This is a genomic window from Herbidospora daliensis (genome assembly GCF_001570585.1).
Taxonomy (GTDB): Bacteria; Actinomycetota; Actinomycetes; order Streptosporangiales; family Streptosporangiaceae; genus Herbidospora; species Herbidospora daliensis.
Map to the genome: position 1 here is coordinate 392,325 of NZ_BBXF01000005.1, position 16,405 is coordinate 408,729.

Annotated in this window: 8 protein-coding genes; all 8 read left to right on the top strand. The window is 71.3% G+C overall.

Features of this window, described 5'->3' with window-relative positions; genetic code table 11:
- The first annotated feature begins 28 nt into the window (after positions 1 to 28).
- The gene (locus tag AW274_RS25070; protein ID WP_062436835.1) at positions 29 to 2,053 is read left to right on the top strand and encodes a sensor histidine kinase; all 2,025 of its coding nucleotides are present in this window, start codon (positions 29 to 31) and stop codon (positions 2,051 to 2,053) included.
- Positions 2,050 to 2,697: a response regulator transcription factor gene (locus AW274_RS25075; RefSeq protein WP_198169399.1), complete on the top strand. Its 648-nt coding sequence runs from the start codon at positions 2,050 to 2,052 to the stop codon at positions 2,695 to 2,697. Before AW274_RS25070 ends, AW274_RS25075 begins: the two co-directional genes overlap by 4 nt.
- Before the next feature lie 213 nt (positions 2,698 to 2,910).
- A complete protein-coding gene (locus tag AW274_RS25080) occupies positions 2,911 to 6,246 on the top strand; it encodes a hypothetical protein (RefSeq protein WP_157520707.1) in 3,336 nt (1,111 codons plus the stop codon).
- Positions 6,243 to 6,428: a hypothetical protein gene (locus AW274_RS40575; RefSeq protein WP_157520708.1), complete on the top strand. Its 186-nt coding sequence runs from the start codon at positions 6,243 to 6,245 to the stop codon at positions 6,426 to 6,428. The genes AW274_RS25080 and AW274_RS40575 overlap by 4 nt, the downstream gene beginning before the upstream one ends.
- Complete coding sequence (locus tag AW274_RS25085; RefSeq protein WP_062436837.1) at positions 6,425 to 8,779, top strand: LamG domain-containing protein; 2,355 nt, start codon at positions 6,425 to 6,427, stop codon at positions 8,777 to 8,779. Before AW274_RS40575 ends, AW274_RS25085 begins: the two co-directional genes overlap by 4 nt.
- A 14-nt stretch (positions 8,780 to 8,793) precedes the next feature.
- Positions 8,794 to 10,290: a ComEC/Rec2 family competence protein gene (locus AW274_RS25090; RefSeq protein ID WP_062436839.1), complete on the top strand. Its 1,497-nt coding sequence runs from the start codon at positions 8,794 to 8,796 to the stop codon at positions 10,288 to 10,290.
- Between the two features lie 2 nt (positions 10,291 to 10,292).
- Positions 10,293 to 14,678, top strand: coding sequence for a DUF6603 domain-containing protein (locus AW274_RS25095; protein ID WP_062436841.1), 4,386 nt, complete (start codon positions 10,293 to 10,295; stop codon positions 14,676 to 14,678).
- The gene (locus AW274_RS25100; RefSeq protein ID WP_062436843.1) at positions 14,671 to 16,404 is read left to right on the top strand and encodes a hypothetical protein; all 1,734 of its coding nucleotides are present in this window, start codon (positions 14,671 to 14,673) and stop codon (positions 16,402 to 16,404) included. The genes AW274_RS25095 and AW274_RS25100 overlap by 8 nt, the downstream gene beginning before the upstream one ends.
- The last annotated feature ends 1 nt before the right edge of the window (position 16,405 follow it).

Below are 16,405 nucleotides of genomic sequence, written 5' to 3' on the forward strand. Positions count from 1 at the left end.
GGATCCGGAGCTGTGCCACGCTGTCCGGATGTTGTCCTCCGTCTCGCGTTCCACCCTCGCCGCGCTCGCGATCGCGGCGTTCTGCCTGATCGCGGCCGTGCCGACGACGTGGGCCGAGATCGCGACGGGGGCGGTGACCCGGCCGGGGCCGATCTCGTTTTCGCCGTGGTCGTCGACCGTGCCGGCGGTGGCGCTGGCGCTCGCGGGGGCGGTGCTGGCGCTGCGGCTGCCGCGCCACGCGATGACGTGGGTCCTGCTCGGGGGCGGGCTGGTCAGCGCGCTCAACGGGCTGGGGGCGGCGTGGGCGGCCTATTCGCTGACCCGCCACGGCGGGGCGCTGCCGCTCACCGCGCCGGCTTTCTACGCGGGGGCGCGGCTGGGGCCGTTGATGAATCTGGTGCCGCCGCTGGTCCTGCTGTTCTTTCCCGACGGCAGGCTGCCGTCGGCCCGCTGGCGGCGTCCGGCCTGGCTGAGCTTGGGCGGGACCGGGTTCGCGGTGCTGGTCTTCCTGACCGTCCCGTGGCATGTCATCGAGCCGGGCGGCCCGTGGCCCGGTCTCGACCCGCCGCTGGTCGACCTGCCCGACGACGTGTGGCGGTCGCTGGTCGGCCTCGCGCCGGTGCTGATCGTGGTGACGCTGGTGGTGGCCGTGGCGGCGTTCGCCGTCCGGTTCGGCGGGGCGGGCCGTGAGCGGCGGGCGCAGTTGCGGTGGATGCTGCTGGCCGGGCTGCTCAACGTGGTGCTGCTGGCCGCTCCCCTGGTGGCCGGCTGGCTGCCCGCCGACGTGGTGTTCGTGGCGGGGACCGTCGCGCTGGCGGCGGCGGTGCTGATCGCGGTCGGCCGCTACCGGCTCTACGACATCGACCCGGTCCTCGGCTGGACGCTGGTCTACGGCGCGCTGGCCGCCGCCGTCGTCGGCGTCGACGTGGCGATCTTCGCGGGCATGAGCGCCCTGGTCGAGGAGCCGATGGCGGCCGTCCTGGCGGCGGGCGTGGTGGCCGTGCTCTACGCGCCGCTGCGGTCGTGGATCCAGAAGCGCGTCGGCGGGCTGCTGCGCGGCGAGCCCTACGACGTGGTGTCGGCGCTGGCCCGCCGCCTGGAGGAGAGCGCGGGCCCCGAGGAACTGCTGCTCGCGGTCGCCTCGGCGGTCGCGTCGGCGTTCCGGTCTCCTTATGTACGTGTCGAGCTCGACCGCTCCGGCGGCGGAGTGGTGGCCGTCGAACACGGCGCCAGGCGCGACGACGGGGTGGTCGTGCTGCCGTTCGCCTACCGCGACGTGGAGATCGGCCGGCTGACCCTCGTCCCCCGGGCCGGGGCCCGGCTGGCCGAGGCCGACCAGCGTCTGCTCGCCGACGTGGTGAGACAGGCGGCGGCGGCCGTGCGGGCCACCGCGCTCACCGAGGAGTTGCAGCAGAGTCGTGAACGCCTGGTCGGCGGGGTCGAGGAGGAACGCAGGCGGCTGCGCCGCGACCTCCACGACGGTCTGGGCCCGACGCTGGCGGCGGCGGCGCTGAAGGTCGAGGCGGCCGGGAACCTGATGGAGCGCGACCCGGCGCTGGCCCGCGAAGCGCTGGGCCAGGTGCGCGGCGACCTGTCGACGGTCCTGGCCGACGTGCGCAGGCTCGTCCACGACCTGCGCCCGCCGGCGCTCGACCAGTTCGGCCTCGCGGGAGCCCTCCGCCACGCGGCCGAACGGTTCGGCGAGGGGTCGTTGTCGATCGTGGTCACGACGGCGGGAGACCTGACCAGGCTCCCGGCGGCGGCCGAGGTGGCGGCTTACCGGATCGGCTGCGAGGCGATGGTGAACGTGACCCGCCACGCGCGGGCGGGCCGCTGCGACGTGCGGCTGATCGCGACCGGCGGGACACTTGAGGTGGAGATCGTCGACGACGGGCGCGGACTGGGCCGTGCGGGACAGACGGGGGGCGTGCCGGGAGTGGGCCTGCTGACCATGCGCGAACGCGCCGAGGAACTGGGCGGCCGGTGCACCGTCACCGCCGGCGCCACCGGGACGCGGGTCCACGCGGTCCTGCCGCTGGCGGTGCCCGCGTGACCCGGGTGCTGATCGCCGACGACCATCCCGTCTACCGCGACGGGCTGCGCATGCTGCTCGCCTCGACCGGCGAGGTCGACGTGGTCGCCACCGCCGCCGACGGCAGGGAGGCGGTCGAGAAGGCCCTCGGCCTGCGCCCGGAGGTGGTCGTGATGGACCTCGGCATGCCCGTCATGGACGGTGTGACGGCGACGCAGAGAATCGTCGCGGAGACCTCGGAGATCGGCGTGCTGGTGCTGACGATGCACGACGACGACGAGACCGTGTTCGCCGCGATGCGCGCGGGCGCCCGGGGCTACCTGGTCAAGGGCGCCGACCAGACCGAGATCCTGCGGGCCATCAAGGCGGTCGCGAGCGGCGAGGTCATCTTCGGCCCCGCGCTGGCCTCACGGGTGACCCGGTTCTTCGCCCGTCTGCCCGTCGTCCCCGAGGCGGAGCCGTTCCCGCAGCTCACCGCCCGCGAGCGGGAGGTGCTCGAACTGATCGCGGCCGGACTGTCGAACCGGCAGATCGCCGAGCGCCTGTTCCTGGCCCCCAAGACGGTCCGCAACAACGTGTCGAACGTGTTCGCCAAACTCCGGGTCGCCGACCGGGCGCAGGCCATCGTCCAGGCCAGGGAAGCGGGTCTGGGCCGTCAGCCGTAGGCGCCGAGATTTCGGACAATGATCGGAGCAATCATCCTTTTCGGCCATGCATTCAGGTAGTTGCAGAAACAATTACACGCCGCCTTTTATCCCCTTAATTTTACATATGTGGCTCTCGAAAACGTTCCAAACGACTCTAGGCGAATCTTGATATCCCGATATAACCTCCCTACGAATGACTCGATGATCACGACATGATGGGATCTCTCCCGCATGGCAATCGCTCTCGTGGTGCCCATCCACCTGGACGCCATCTGCCTGCCCACCGACCAGGACGCCGTCGGCCCGGAAGCCGACTTCACGCTTCTTCCCTACGTCGGGCCCGACGGCCGTGACCACCACGGCGACCGCCCCTACCTCGGCGGCGCGATCCTGTCGTCGCCCTTCGACGACCGGCACTTCCGCCTGAAGGCCGGCCTCCACCTCCACTGGGCGCTGCCCGACGCGCTGACCCGGCTGACCCAGGACGACGACGGCGAGACCCAGGTCCCGGTGGTCCCCAACCGCTGGCTGGTGACCCGGGCGACCAACGGGACCGTCGACGGCCAGTGGGTGGTCGAGAGCGACCACCTCTCCGACGAGGACGGCGGCGGCACCGTCTATCCGGACGCCGGAGGCGACCGGCCCTACCGCCGCCTCGGCCGCCAGGTGAGGTTCGACCAGTGGCCCGTGACCGGCGGCGAACACCTTCCGGAGCTGACCGCGGTCGGCCACGGCGACCCGGTCTTCGCCGCGTTCTACCCGAACTGCCACAGCGTCTTCGGCTTCTACGACCCCGACCACACCGAACCGCCGAACGGCGTGAGTTACGACGTCATCGGCTGGTACGCGAACACGGCCCAGGACCCGGTGGCCCTCCGCAGGACGCCCACCGATTGGAGCGTTCCATCGGGCACACCGACCCGCCTGTTCTGCTACGCCAAACTGACCTTCGACCCCGGCGACGACACCGCGAACCCCCTGCTGGCGAACGCGGACACCGGCGTCTACATCGGCAACAGCCCCACCGAGGCGCTGGCCGCCTCGCTCGGCCCGATCATCGGCGGCGACGACCCCGACGGGATCGAGAACCTCCTGGAGGCCATCGCCTTCGCGAGCGACCTGGAGTCGCGGAGCACCGACCTGGAGACCCGGCTCGCCGAAGTCCGGCACACCGCCGGTTTCGATCCGGCCCCCGCCGGGCTGCGCTGGACGGTCCGCCGCCAGGACGACAACGACGGCGCCACCCCCGCCCAGAAGCAGGCCCGCGAGGCCCTCTCGCTCACCGGTCAGGTCGCCGACCTGCTCGACGCGCTGAACCAGGCGCAGCAGGACTACGACGAGGCGTGCGACACCCTGGCCAGCCTCCGCGACCGCCTGTTCGCCGACTGGCACAAGTACCTGATCTGCGCCTATCCCGACGACGCCACCCGCGACGACTACCCCGACCCGGACGAGGCGGCGTTCTACCTCCAGCGCCAGATCACCGCGATCACGATCCAGTCCGACCGGACCGGCGTCTTCCCGCCCACCGGGACCGGCGCCACCCGGGCCCACGTGCTGGCCGCCGCGATCAAGAACCTGACCTCCGCGCTCATCCCGCTCAACACCCAGGCCGCGACGGCGAAGACCGCGTTCGTGGTCGACCGGGCCCCGGCCCCCGTCTGGTGGCGGCCCCGCGAGCCGGTCGTGCTGTTCACCGGCCCGGCCGCGACCCCGACCGACCGCCACGGCGCCGACGGCACGCTGGAGTGCGCCGTCGTGGACGTGCCCGATCCGGCGACGCCCGCCGCGCTGACGACCGTGCGGACCGGACTGGACGACACGTTTCCCGCGCAGCGGTGGACGACCGACCCGTGGCATCCGGTGCTCCTCCAGTGGGAGGCCGAGTTCTTCCCGATCGCCGCCGGCGACAACCTGGCCGCCGACCAGCGCGACTACGACGTGTCCTTCATCCTCAACGGCTACGACCTGCCGCCGGGCGAGGCCGACCTGGTGTCGAGGAACGGGCTGCTCGACAAGGGCGCCAACGTCTACGCCGGCACGACGGTCCTGTCGTCGGGAGCGCGGCCGGTGTTGTCGGAGCGGGTGCTCGGATATCTGGCGGGGGCGGTGCTGACGTCGTACAACGACGGTCACCCGCCGCTCGGCCCCGACGCGTTCGCCGAGGCGCCGGAACCGGTCCTGTCCTGGTACGCCGGTCTCGACGACGCCGAACCCCGGCTGCTGACCCTGATCCAGGTCTACCGGCACCTGGCCGCCACCGAGGGCTCCAACCTGGCGCAGTCGCTCGGCGGGTTCAACGACGCGCTGATCATGCGGCGGCTGGTACGCCAGCTCCCGATCGCCGACCCGCTCGGCTACCCCGCCTACCAGCGGTTCGCCGCGCAGGTCGCCGCGGCGGTGGGCGAGGAGACCCGGTCGTCGCCACGGCCGCTGACCGACTTCAACCCGATCAGGGCCGGCGCGTTGCGGCTGCTCCGGCTGCGGCTGGTCGACAACTTCGGGCTGACCCACGAGGTCGCGACCGACCCGACGGGCACGACCGAGCGGCTCCGGGTGCCGGACCACCCGGCGTGGGTGGCCATGGCGCCCCGGCTGGCGCAGGCCGCCCGGCTGCGGTTCCACCTGCTCAACGCCACACGTGACGACGAGGCGGGCGACCTGCCCGGCATGTCGCCGGTCTGCGGCTGGATCGTCCCGGCCGACCTCGACGACGCGCTGGCGATCCACGCCGCCGACGGCGCCGGGCTCGGCGAGCTGAGCGCGGTCGGCGGCGGCTGGACCCCCCTTCCCGGCAGCCCGGCCGACGACCCGGCCGACATCGCCGATCCGACGCTGCGGGCGATCGTGCTGAAGCTGCGGGCGGGCGGACCGGCCGCGATCGCGGCCGCCCTGACCGGGCTGACCGCGTCGCTGGCCTCGATCGACCCCGAGAACGACACCCCGGCGGGCGCCCTGCTGACCGTGCGGCCGCTGGCTCTCGTACGGGCGGAACTCGACCTCCAGATCCGGGGGCTGCCGGCCGTCCACCAGGACTGGAACGTCTTCCGCGAGGACATGCGGCGGTTCGGCCGGGAGACCAACGCGGTCACCGACGTGCTCTTCCCGGTGCGGCTCGGCCATCCCGGCCGATGGGGCGACGGCCTGGCCGGGCTCTGGTTCCTCGACGAGGAGGGGCAGCCCACCGGCGACTTCCAGGCGACTGCGACCATCCCGCAGTCGATCGACATGCCGGCCACCCGGATGGCGTTGCTGGTCGACCCGCGCGGCGGCGTGCACGCGGTCAGTGGGGTGCTGCCGGTGGCGGCGGCCACGCTGACCCCGGCGCAGTATTCGGCGGCGCTCGACGCGATGGAGCTCGACGTCTTCACCGCGCCCGTGCTGAGCGACGCCGACCGCATCGGGCTGCCGGTGCCGGACGTGCCCGGCCGCCTCTGGTCGTGGCGGGAGAAGGACCTCACCCTCCCGCTGGACGCCTCGGCGATCGACGCCCACTTCCCGGCCGCCCTGACCGCGCGCGAGGGCTGGCTGACGCTGCGCCCCGACCCCAGGAACGAGGCCCTGTGAACCCGCCTGTGAACCCGCTGGTGAAGCACGAGGAGAAGGAGATCCCGCTGAGCCTGACGCTCGGGGAGCTCAACGTCGTCCTCGAAGCTCTCGGCAACCTCCCCTACGTCCGCGTCTACGAACTGATCGGCAAGCTGCACGAGCAGGCCAGCAGCGTGTTGTCCCCCAAGGAGCCGGAGTGACCGCCAATCCGCTGATGCACTGGCCGATGGACGAGGTGGTCGGCCAGTCGCTCTACGACGCCTCGGGCAACGGCAGAACCGGCACGGCTTCCGGGACGGCCAAGGCCGTCCCCGACGAGCAGTTCGGCAGCGCCCTGAATTTCACCACGGCCAACCAGTACGTGGTCGGCCCCGGCATGAACGTCAGGACGTACACCTTCGAGGTGTGGGTCAGGACGGCCAAGCCCGCGGGCGCGAGCACGCCGCTCCTCAACCGGCGCAACAGCGTGGACGTCGTCGTCAACCTCAACGCCGACGGTTCGGTCGAGCACCGGTTCGTCACCCAGCAGAGCGCCGGCAACGCCCACACCACCCCGGCCGGGCTGGTCCAGTGGGACACCTGGCAGCACATCGCCGTCACCAACGACGGCGGCACGGCCCAGATCTACGTCGACGGCGAACTGGCCGACGAGTGGGACTACCCGGGGACCCGCGACGCGAACGACCCCAACCCGCTCGTGCTCGGCGGCGACATCGACACCCGCGTCTACACCGCCGGCCGCTATGCCCACCTGCGTGGTTACGACGGCGCGCTGACGCCCGCCGAGATCGCCCGCGACCTGGCCGAGGACTCCTCGACGCTGGCCGCGTTCGTCCGGGCCCACCCGATGGACCTGGAGCTGCTCAACCTCGACGAGCAGCCGGTGCTGTTCATCGACAACGACCCGTCGGGCCAGCCGATGACGCTCCGGCTGACCAACAGCTCCCGGCAGAACATCGAGTTCCAGAACGTCGGCGGCGTGCCGAGCTCGGGCAACAACCACGTGGCCATCCGGTTCCGGCCCGACGTGCTCAGCACGCCGCCGAAGGTCGGGTCGGGCTCGCCCAACTGGGCGGCGACGGCCGCCGCCGACGGCACGGCCGTCTACGTCGTGGCCAAGACCGCCGTCGCGCCGCTCGCGCCGGGCAACTGGATCGACATCCCGCTGACCGGCCTGAGCGCCGACCCGGCCGGGGGCAGCCGGGGCACCCGCATCGAGTTCGACTACCAGCGGATGCGCTATGCGAACCAGACCGACGGCCTGGTGGGCAGCCGCCTGCAGTTCCTCGACGTCGTCAACCACCGAGGCCGCCCCGACATCCCGCTCGCCGCCGGCTTCGCCAACGGCAACACGGTCCTGAACGACGGCGCGACCCCGAGCACTCTGATCCTGTACGTCGCCAACACCTCCACCACCAACACGATCACCCTGCCCGGCGGCGGCCCCGACAAGGCCGGCGCCCTGTTCACCGTGACCTTCGACATCGGCGCGAACGGCAACGACTGGGCCCTGGCCGGCAGCGCCGACGGCGTCGCGGTCGCCGTGGCCACCCCCGGCGCCTCCTCGTCGTGGGGCCAGGAGAGCCACGACCTCGACACCCGCGCGTCGTGGACGCTCTATCCGGCCGCCGACCTGAACCTGGCGCCGGGCAAGGCCATCACCTTCACCGTGTCGGGCATCGTCGGCCTGGGCGACCCGGGCCGGGCCGGGATCGTGGTCGGCTGGGAGAACATCCCCGGCTACCGCGACGGCTCGCGGACCCTGGAGGCCGAGCGCCGGCCGCTCGCCTTCAGCGGGTCCAACGCGGGCGTCGGCACCCTGGCCCCGGCCGCCCGCCTGCACGTCGTCGACCAGACCCGCCTCCCCACCACGAACGGCTCGCTGGTCATCGGCCCGCCGGCGGCCGGATCCCTGAAGATCGGCTACGGCGCCGACCACGGGTGGCTCCAGTCGGGCGGCACCTCGGTGCTGGCCCTGAACCCCTCGGGCAATCGGGTGATCGTCGGCGCGACGGGCACGAACGACGTGTCCCCGACCGCCAAGCTGGTCTCGGTCGCCGACGAACTCCAGGTCCAGCTCCGGCGCACGGCGGCCAGTGGAGGCAGCGGCCGGAAGATCTTCCTGGAGCTGCTCCAGGAGGACATGGACGCCGAGATCTACCCGACGATCCGGTTCCACCAGTCGAGGAAGTTCTGGCAGCAGCTCCAGGGCCGCGCCGACGGTTTCCACTTCGTCTCGGGCAACGACTCGACCACCCCGGTCGACGTCTACGCCGCGACGTTCAACGGCACCGCGCTGAAGCTGGGCGACGCCTCGCTCACCGCCGACCAGCTCCGGCTGCTGTCGCAGGTGACCGCCGCGCAGCTCCAGGTGCTGGCGCGACTGGCCGCCGGGCAGCTCAAGGTCGGCCTCTACAACGACACGACCAGGCTGACGGCCGCACCGTCCAGCATCCCGACCGTGGGCAACTCCTACACCGTGATCGGCTTGGAGCTGCCCAACGTGAACCAGACGAGACAGCAGTTCCGGCTCACGCCGGTGACGAGCTGACGGGGGGAGCCGCGATGCCAGACCCGAACAGGAAACGCAAGTCCGAAGGCGACCGGCTGAGGGAGGAGACCGAGGCCAGGGCCTCTCACGAAGCCGCGGTGAAGAAGGCCAAGACGAAGCGCGCAGCCGACGACGCCGAGGAGGAGACGAAGCGGCTGGCGCGGATGATGGAGGGCCGCAGCCTCTCGGTCCCGGGCGAGTGCGGAGACGGCAACTTCTACATCTCCTTCATCCAGATGGGCCAGGGCGACTGCGCGATCGTCAGCACCCCCGGAGGGGCCACCCTCATGATCGACTGTGGCTCCGACGCCACCGAGTCGAGCCGGGAGCCCTACGACCCCGACAAGGATCCGGACAAGAACAAGGACAAGGCCCAGACCAAGTCGTATCTGGATCGCATCAGAGGCGTGATCCACCACCCGCGCCACCTGGCCAAGGCCAAGCAGCTCGACTACCTCGTCTTCACGCACCCCAACACCGACCACTACAACCAGATCGACCAGGGCCTCCTCACGGGCACGCTCGTCGACCCCGAGACCCGTGTGAAGACCAACACCTACCTCGACATCGGCGTCCTGTACCACAGCGACGATTCCACGGCCTACAACCTCCAGATCGACAAGAACAACCTGTCGGCCTGGCTGCTGGCGCGCATGGGGCACAACCCGTCGCTGACCCGCCGGGTCCGGCTCCTGCACGTCGTGACCCGGCCCGCCCCGGGCAAGGGCGAGGCGGTCAAGAAATCGACGGCGGGCGCGACGGCCAAGGGCGACATCGACACGGACAACTTCGAGATCGACACGGTCGAGAGCCCCACCGAGGAGGCCAATCTGAAGGGCATCACCGAGACGATCATGTCCAAGGTGAACGACACCGACGTGACGAGCACGCTGACGCCCACCGTCAACAAGCTCGACGCGGAGGGCGGATACGTCATCCACACGGAGCCGAACTGCACCATCACGCTCCTGGCGGCCGGGGTCCTCTACAACTACCGGAACGACCCCAGCGACTACACCAACCGCGGCAGCGTGGTCACCCTCATCGAGGTCTTCGACAAGAGGATCCTGGTCTGCGGCGACGCCACGACCAGCACCGAGCAGTACATCCGCTTCAAGCGCACCAACCGGACGGTGGAAAGCGAGCGCATCAAGAACCTGGCGATCCTCCAGGTGGGCCACCACGGCAGCGTCACCTCCTCCCACCACAAGTTCGTCACGGCGACGAACGCCCAGTACGTGGTCGTCAGCACGGGCTACAAGGTCGAGAAGGACTCGCTGCCCAAGGCGAAGATCATCTCCCGGTACCGGAACGCGCAGAAGACGGCCGGGCGCACGGCCACGGCCCACGACGTCGCCATGTGGTACACCGGCGCGGGCAACTTCTACTTCCGCACCCCCCTGGCCTCGGCCGCGGTCCCGATCTACACCACGGGCACGAACCTGACCCAGTGTTTCAAGATCGACAAAGACACCAAGCAGGTCGTGTATCTCAACGAGGCGGGCAGATAGCCATGACTCCCGAGGAACTCGACTCGCTGATCCCCTACGGCGGGCGCCTGGACCTGGCGGTGTCGGCGCTCGGCTCCCCCGACCTGACGGCTCTGTTCGGCCGGTTCCTGCCCGACGGCCGCCTCGTCGTCGACATCGACCGCAGACGCGGCGACGGCGACGGCGTGACGGTGACGGGCACCGGCGTCACCGGCCCGTTCACCGGAATGGAGGTCACCGCGGAGTTCGGCGTCTCCGGCCAGGTCGCGACCCTGCGGCTGGAGGGCGTCGGTGACCGGTCCTGGCGGTTCGGCACCGCCTTCCCCTCTTTGGCCCGCACCTACTTCGACGACCTGGTGATCGACCGGCCCGCCTTCGTGCTCGACTGGGGCCCCGACGTCGTCGCGTCGGCCCCCGACCCCGGCGACGTGCTGATGTCGTTCACCGGCACGCTGGAGACCGGCACCGCGACGGCGCTGCTCGACCTGCTGATGCCCAACGTCGGCGCGCACACGCTGGAGGGCTCGATCGACACGACGTCGCTGCCCGCCCTGCGGAGCTCACCCGCCCAGACCGTCCCCATCATCGTGATCTCCGGCCCCGACGACGGGGAGATCCAGCTCGGCTCCATGTTCTCGGTGTCGTCGCTGCGCTACCAGCTCACGGCGATGCCGACGTTCAACTACGAGATGGCCGCCCTGGTCGTCATCTGCGAGATCGTCTTCGAGGGCCTGGTCAGCCCGGCGAACGGCGACGCGTTCGGAGACGTGCTCATCACCGCGCGCACCCGCGACCTCGGCTCCGGCCTGACCCTGAGCGCGCAGTTCAAGGGCCCCGACGACGACGACCGGCCGCCCGGCGACGGAGACCGGGGCCTGCCGCTGTCCCTGAACACCATCAGGTCCATCATGCAGCGGCCGTCGCTGACGGTGCCCGTCGACCTCGGCAAGGATCTGACGGTCCGGCTGACCGGCCTCACCACCCGGGTGACGACCAGCCCGTCGCTGGGGCTCGACTTCGTCTCCTTCGCCCTCCAGTCGGACGTCGACTGGCCCATCGTGCCCGACCTGCTCACGCTCCAGGCGATCGACCTGAACGTCGGGCTCGCCGGCATCATGACCGGGCCCACGGTCTCGGGCGCGGTGTCGGGGCTGCTCGGCATCGGTGACTCCGGCACCCTGGAGCTCACCGCCGACCTGTCCGGTGCGCTTCTGTCCGGCGGCCTGCGCGACGGCGACCCGCCACTGAAGATCGCCGAAGTCTACGAGCACTTCACCGGCGACTCCGGCGACCTGCCCGACCTGACGGTGCCGAAGTTCAACCTCCAGGTGGTCACGCCGGGCAGCGGGCGCGCCCTCGCCTACCACGGCGTGGTCGAGTTACGGGACCTCTGGCAGATCGGGCCGGTGGCGCTCACCGACGTCTGGTTCACCATCGACCGCGACGCCTCCGGCACCGCGTTCGTCGCCAAGGCCACGTTCGTGGTCCACACCATCGCGATCCTGGTCTCGGCCTCCTACGACTCCGCCACCGGCTGGGTGTTCAGCGGCGAGTCCGGCTACGGTCAGCGGGTCGCCGTCGGCGAGCTCGTCGAGAGCGTCGCCCGCGATCTCGGCGGGCCGCCGACCCTGCCGAAACCCGTCGAGGACCTCGTCGTCCAGAACCTCGCGGCCTCCTTCTCCACCGGGTCCGACCAGCTGATCGTCACCGCGGAGGCCAGCTTCCCCGTCGACACGATCGAGGTCGACATCGCGGTCGCGATCGACACCGGCGCGCACAGCTACGGCGGCAGCCTGACCGCCATCGCCGGTGACGACGCCTACGAGTTCGACGTGCACTTCCTGGAGGACCACGGCGTCGACCTGCTGACCGCCAGCTACGTCCACACCTCCGGCCCGCTGCCCGACCTGCGCACCCTGATCTCCGGCCTGTCGCCCTCGGCGGCGCGGTTCATCCCCGCCGGGATCTCGGTCGACGTCGCGGACGTCGTGTTCGCCATGGGGAGCGCGTACGTCTTCAGCGTCGATCTGAAGGCCACGATCGACCTGTCGGGCCTGCCCCTGGTCGGCCCCCACCTGACCGGCGACCGCAAGATGGGGTTCGACCCGCTGCGGATCGTCGCCGCCACCGGCGCGATGCCCTCCGCCGACATCGCGAGTCTCAACGGCATCCTGCCGCAGGGCGTCCACCCCTTCCCGCCTCGCGACATGGCCGCCGGCTTCGCGCTCGACGGCACCCTCCTGCTGGGCCCGCTGGAGAACCCCGTCGCCCTGCCGGTCAGCGACGGCGAACCCGCCCCCGTCCTGCCGAACCCGCCGCCGGCCCAGAGCCCGGGAGGCCAGAACGCCGTCTGGTACGCCGTCCAGCGCGGCCTGGGCCCCGTCCACGTCGAGCGGGTCGGCCTCGCCTACGCCCACGACGCCGGCAAGCCGCCGGTCGTGGGCGTGCTGGTGGACGGGTCGATCAGCGTCGGCGGGCTGTCGCTGTCGCTCGACGGGCTCCAAGCCTCGGTGCCGCTGACCCTGCCGGTCCAGGCGCCGTCGTTCGACCTGAAGGGCCTCGGGGTCGCGTACACGGAAGGGCCGGTCAGCGTCAGCGGGGCGTTCCTGAAGGGGACCCTTGTCTACGACGACGTCACCTATCCGGCCTACAGCGGCCGGGCCGTCATCGCCACCGAGGACCTGACGCTCGGCGCGATCGGCTCCTACGCCCAGCTGCCGTCAGGCCCTTCTCTGTTCGTGTACGCCGTGCTCGACCACGCGTTCGGCGGGCCGCCCTTCTTCTTCGTCACCGGGCTGGCCGCCGGGTTCGGCTACAACCGGCGGCTGACCCTGCCCGACGTGACCGGGATCGCGACCTTCCCGCTGGTGCAGGAGGCGCTGGGCACCCGGCCGCCGGGCACGCTGGCGGCGGAGATGAAGGCGCTGGAGCCCTACATCACCCCGTCGGAAGGCGACGGGTTCGTGGTGGCCGGGATCCGGTTCTCCACGTTCAAGATGATCGACTCGTTCCTGCTGGCCGCTGTCTCGTTCGGCGGGAGGTTCGAGGTCGACGTGCTCGGGCTGTCGACGCTGGTGCTGCCCGTGGCCGACACGACGCGGGCGGACACCACGCCGATCGCGGAGCTGCAACTGGCGTTGAAGGCCACCTTCGCGCCCAGCGACGGCTACTTCTCCCTGATCGCGCAGCTCACACCGAACTCGTTCCTGCTGTCACGGGCCTGCCATCTGACCGGTGGGCTGGCCTTCACCAGCTGGTTCGGCGGGCCGCACGACGGCGACTTCGTACTGACCGTGGGCGGCTATCACCCGGCGTACGGCAGACCCGCGCACTATCCGCTGGTGCCCAGGGTCGGGTTCACCTGGCAGGTCGACGACCATCTGTCGATCCGCGGCGGCGCCTACTACGCGCTGACGCCGTCGGCGCTGATGGCGGGCGGGGCCATCTCGATCGACTACCACGACGGGAACCTGCGGGCCTGGTTCGACGCCTCGATGGACTTCCTGATCGCCTGGCAGCCCTACCACTACGACGCCCGGTTCCGGATCAACGTCGGCGCGAGCTACACCTACAAGTTCTTCGGCACCCACACCGTCAACGCCCACGTGGACGCCGACGTGCACCTGTGGGGGCCGGAGTTCGCCGGCACCGCCAAGGTCGACATCAAGGTCATCTCGTTCACGATCCCCTTCGGCGCTAGCAACCCGAAGACCGACACCACGATCCCGTGGGCCCAGTTCAAGACGACGCTGCTCCCGGCCGACAAGTTGTCGATCGCGGTCAGGGCCGGCGCCACCGGCCCGGGCAGCGGCGCCGACCTGGGCGTCGTCGACCCGGCGACGCTCGAACTCACCACCGACTGCGTGGTCCCCTCGACCGTCGCGAAAGCCAACGCGACCGTGGTGCCGACCACGGGCGGCGCGTTCGGCGTGGCGCCCTCGGGCATCAGAACGGGCATCACGTCGACGCACCGCGTCCGCATCTCGCGCGACGGGTTCAGCGCGGAGAGCGACTTCGTCTTCACGCCGATCACCAAGGCGCTGCCGTCGGCCTTGTGGGGCACCGACCCGGCGGTCTCGGTGCACCGCCCCGAACTGACGGCCCCGCTGGTGACGGGGTTCCACATCGCCCCCAAGCCCCACCAGAACGGGGCGTCGGTCACGCTGGCGGGCTCCGTTCTGGCGGCCGGCGAGGCGACGTACACGGAAAGCACCCTGACCTGGCAGGACGCCGACACCGCCCTCGTCATGAGCCGAGCCGGCAAGCTCGGCCAGGCCATCGTCGACCCGGCCGTCGCGGCCACCCGGCGGTCCGTCGCCGCCGCCGTGCTCACCGACCCCGAAATCGACTTCACCGGCTTCGACTTCGCCTCATACGCCGAGATCCCCTTCCTGGACTACCATGAGTGACGACATCGTCCTGTACGACAACCAGACCCCCGCCCTGGAGTCAGGCGACTACAGCATCACCGTCGACCAGAGCCTCTCCCTCGACACCAACCTCGCCCCCGCTCTCGTCCGCAGCTTCAGCGTGGCCGGAGAACGGCTCGCCTTCCCGCCCTCGGCGGTCCGGGCGGTCTACCCGCCCGACGGCGCGACCGGCGACTATTCGCAGACCCTCCCCCATGTCGTGCTCGACGGCGCGACCGTGCCCTGGCAGCGCACCCTCGGCCCGGGCACCCCCGGCCCCTGGCTGATGGTGCTGCTGTTCGCCGGGTCCGACCGCCCGACCCCCCAGGTCGTGGCGGCGAGCACGCTCGGCGTCACCCTGGAGGGCGCCGAGAAGCCGGCCGACCAGGTGACCGTGATCGACGTGCCGCGCACGCTGCTGACCTCGATCCTCCCGGCCGCCGCCGACCTGCCGTTCACCGCCCACGTGCGGTCGGGCGACGGCCCCGACGCGGCCGTGGTGATCGGCAGCCGGCTGCCGCCGGCCGGGGAGCCCTGCGTGGCCCACCTGGTCTCGATGGAGAACAGGTTCTCCTACGGCACCCTGGCCTCGACCTCGGGCGCAAAGCCGGTCCGGCTGGTGTCGCTGGCGAGCTGGAAGTTCACCGTCCTCGACACCGACCACTCGTTCGCGGCCCGCGTCCACGACCTGGCCGGGAACAGCGGCGGGTTCCGGCTGCCGCCGACGGGCGGCACCGCCGCCGACGCCTTTCTGTCCCGGGGGCTCGTTCCGGTACGGCATCGCCTGCGCGGCGGCGGGAAGACGGTCTCCTGGTATCGCGGCCCCTTCGCCGACGGCCCGGTGGTCGGCGGCCCGATGGCGTCGAGCCCGCCGGTCCGCTCGGCCGACGGCCTGCTGCGCTACGCCAAGGCTGAGGGCATGTTCGACCTGACCTACGCGGCGGCCTGGCAGCTCGGCCGCCTGCTGGCGCTGCGCGACGACGGCCTGGCGACCACGCTGCTGACCTGGAAACGCCGCCGCGACCGTCCGGTGGGGGCCGGCGCCGGCTATCCGCTGAAGGTTCCGTCCGTCGACGACGCCCCGCCGCAGGAAATCGCCGAATGGATGGCCGATCTGACGACCCTGGCGACGGTGCCGTTCACCTATCTGATCCCCGACGAACGGCTGCTGCCGCTGGAGTCGCTGCGCTTCGTCGACGTGGACCAGGAGTGGGTGCGGTGCCTGGTCGACGGGGCGTACAGCATCGGCCGGGTCACCGCCGCCGACGCCGAACGCGACGCCGCGACGGGGCCGCCGGTGACGCCCGCGCGGCTGACCGGGGCGCTGATCCGGTCGTCGATCGTCAGCGGCTATCCGGGCCTGCTGATCGACGGCTACGACGCCGGCGGGAAACGGCTGGAGCCGGTCCGCCGTGACACGCTGTCGCCGAACGTGCTGCTGGTGCTGTTCGACGGCGTGCTGACCCGGCTCGACCTGCACCAGAAACCCGAACAGCAGCACTTCGCCGTCGAGTCGGGCGGGACCGGCAAGGTCGTCCGGGCCCTGCGTGGCGCCGCGGGCTCCACCGACCCGGTGCCTCTCGGCACGACCGGAACCGTGCCGCTGGCCGCGCTGGCCGCCAAGATGGCCGCGAAACTCAACGTGAAAAGCGGATTCGGACCGGCGGCGTTCGCCCGCCAGATGCTGGAGACAGCCGAACGGGTGACCTTCACGACCCCTGCCTGAG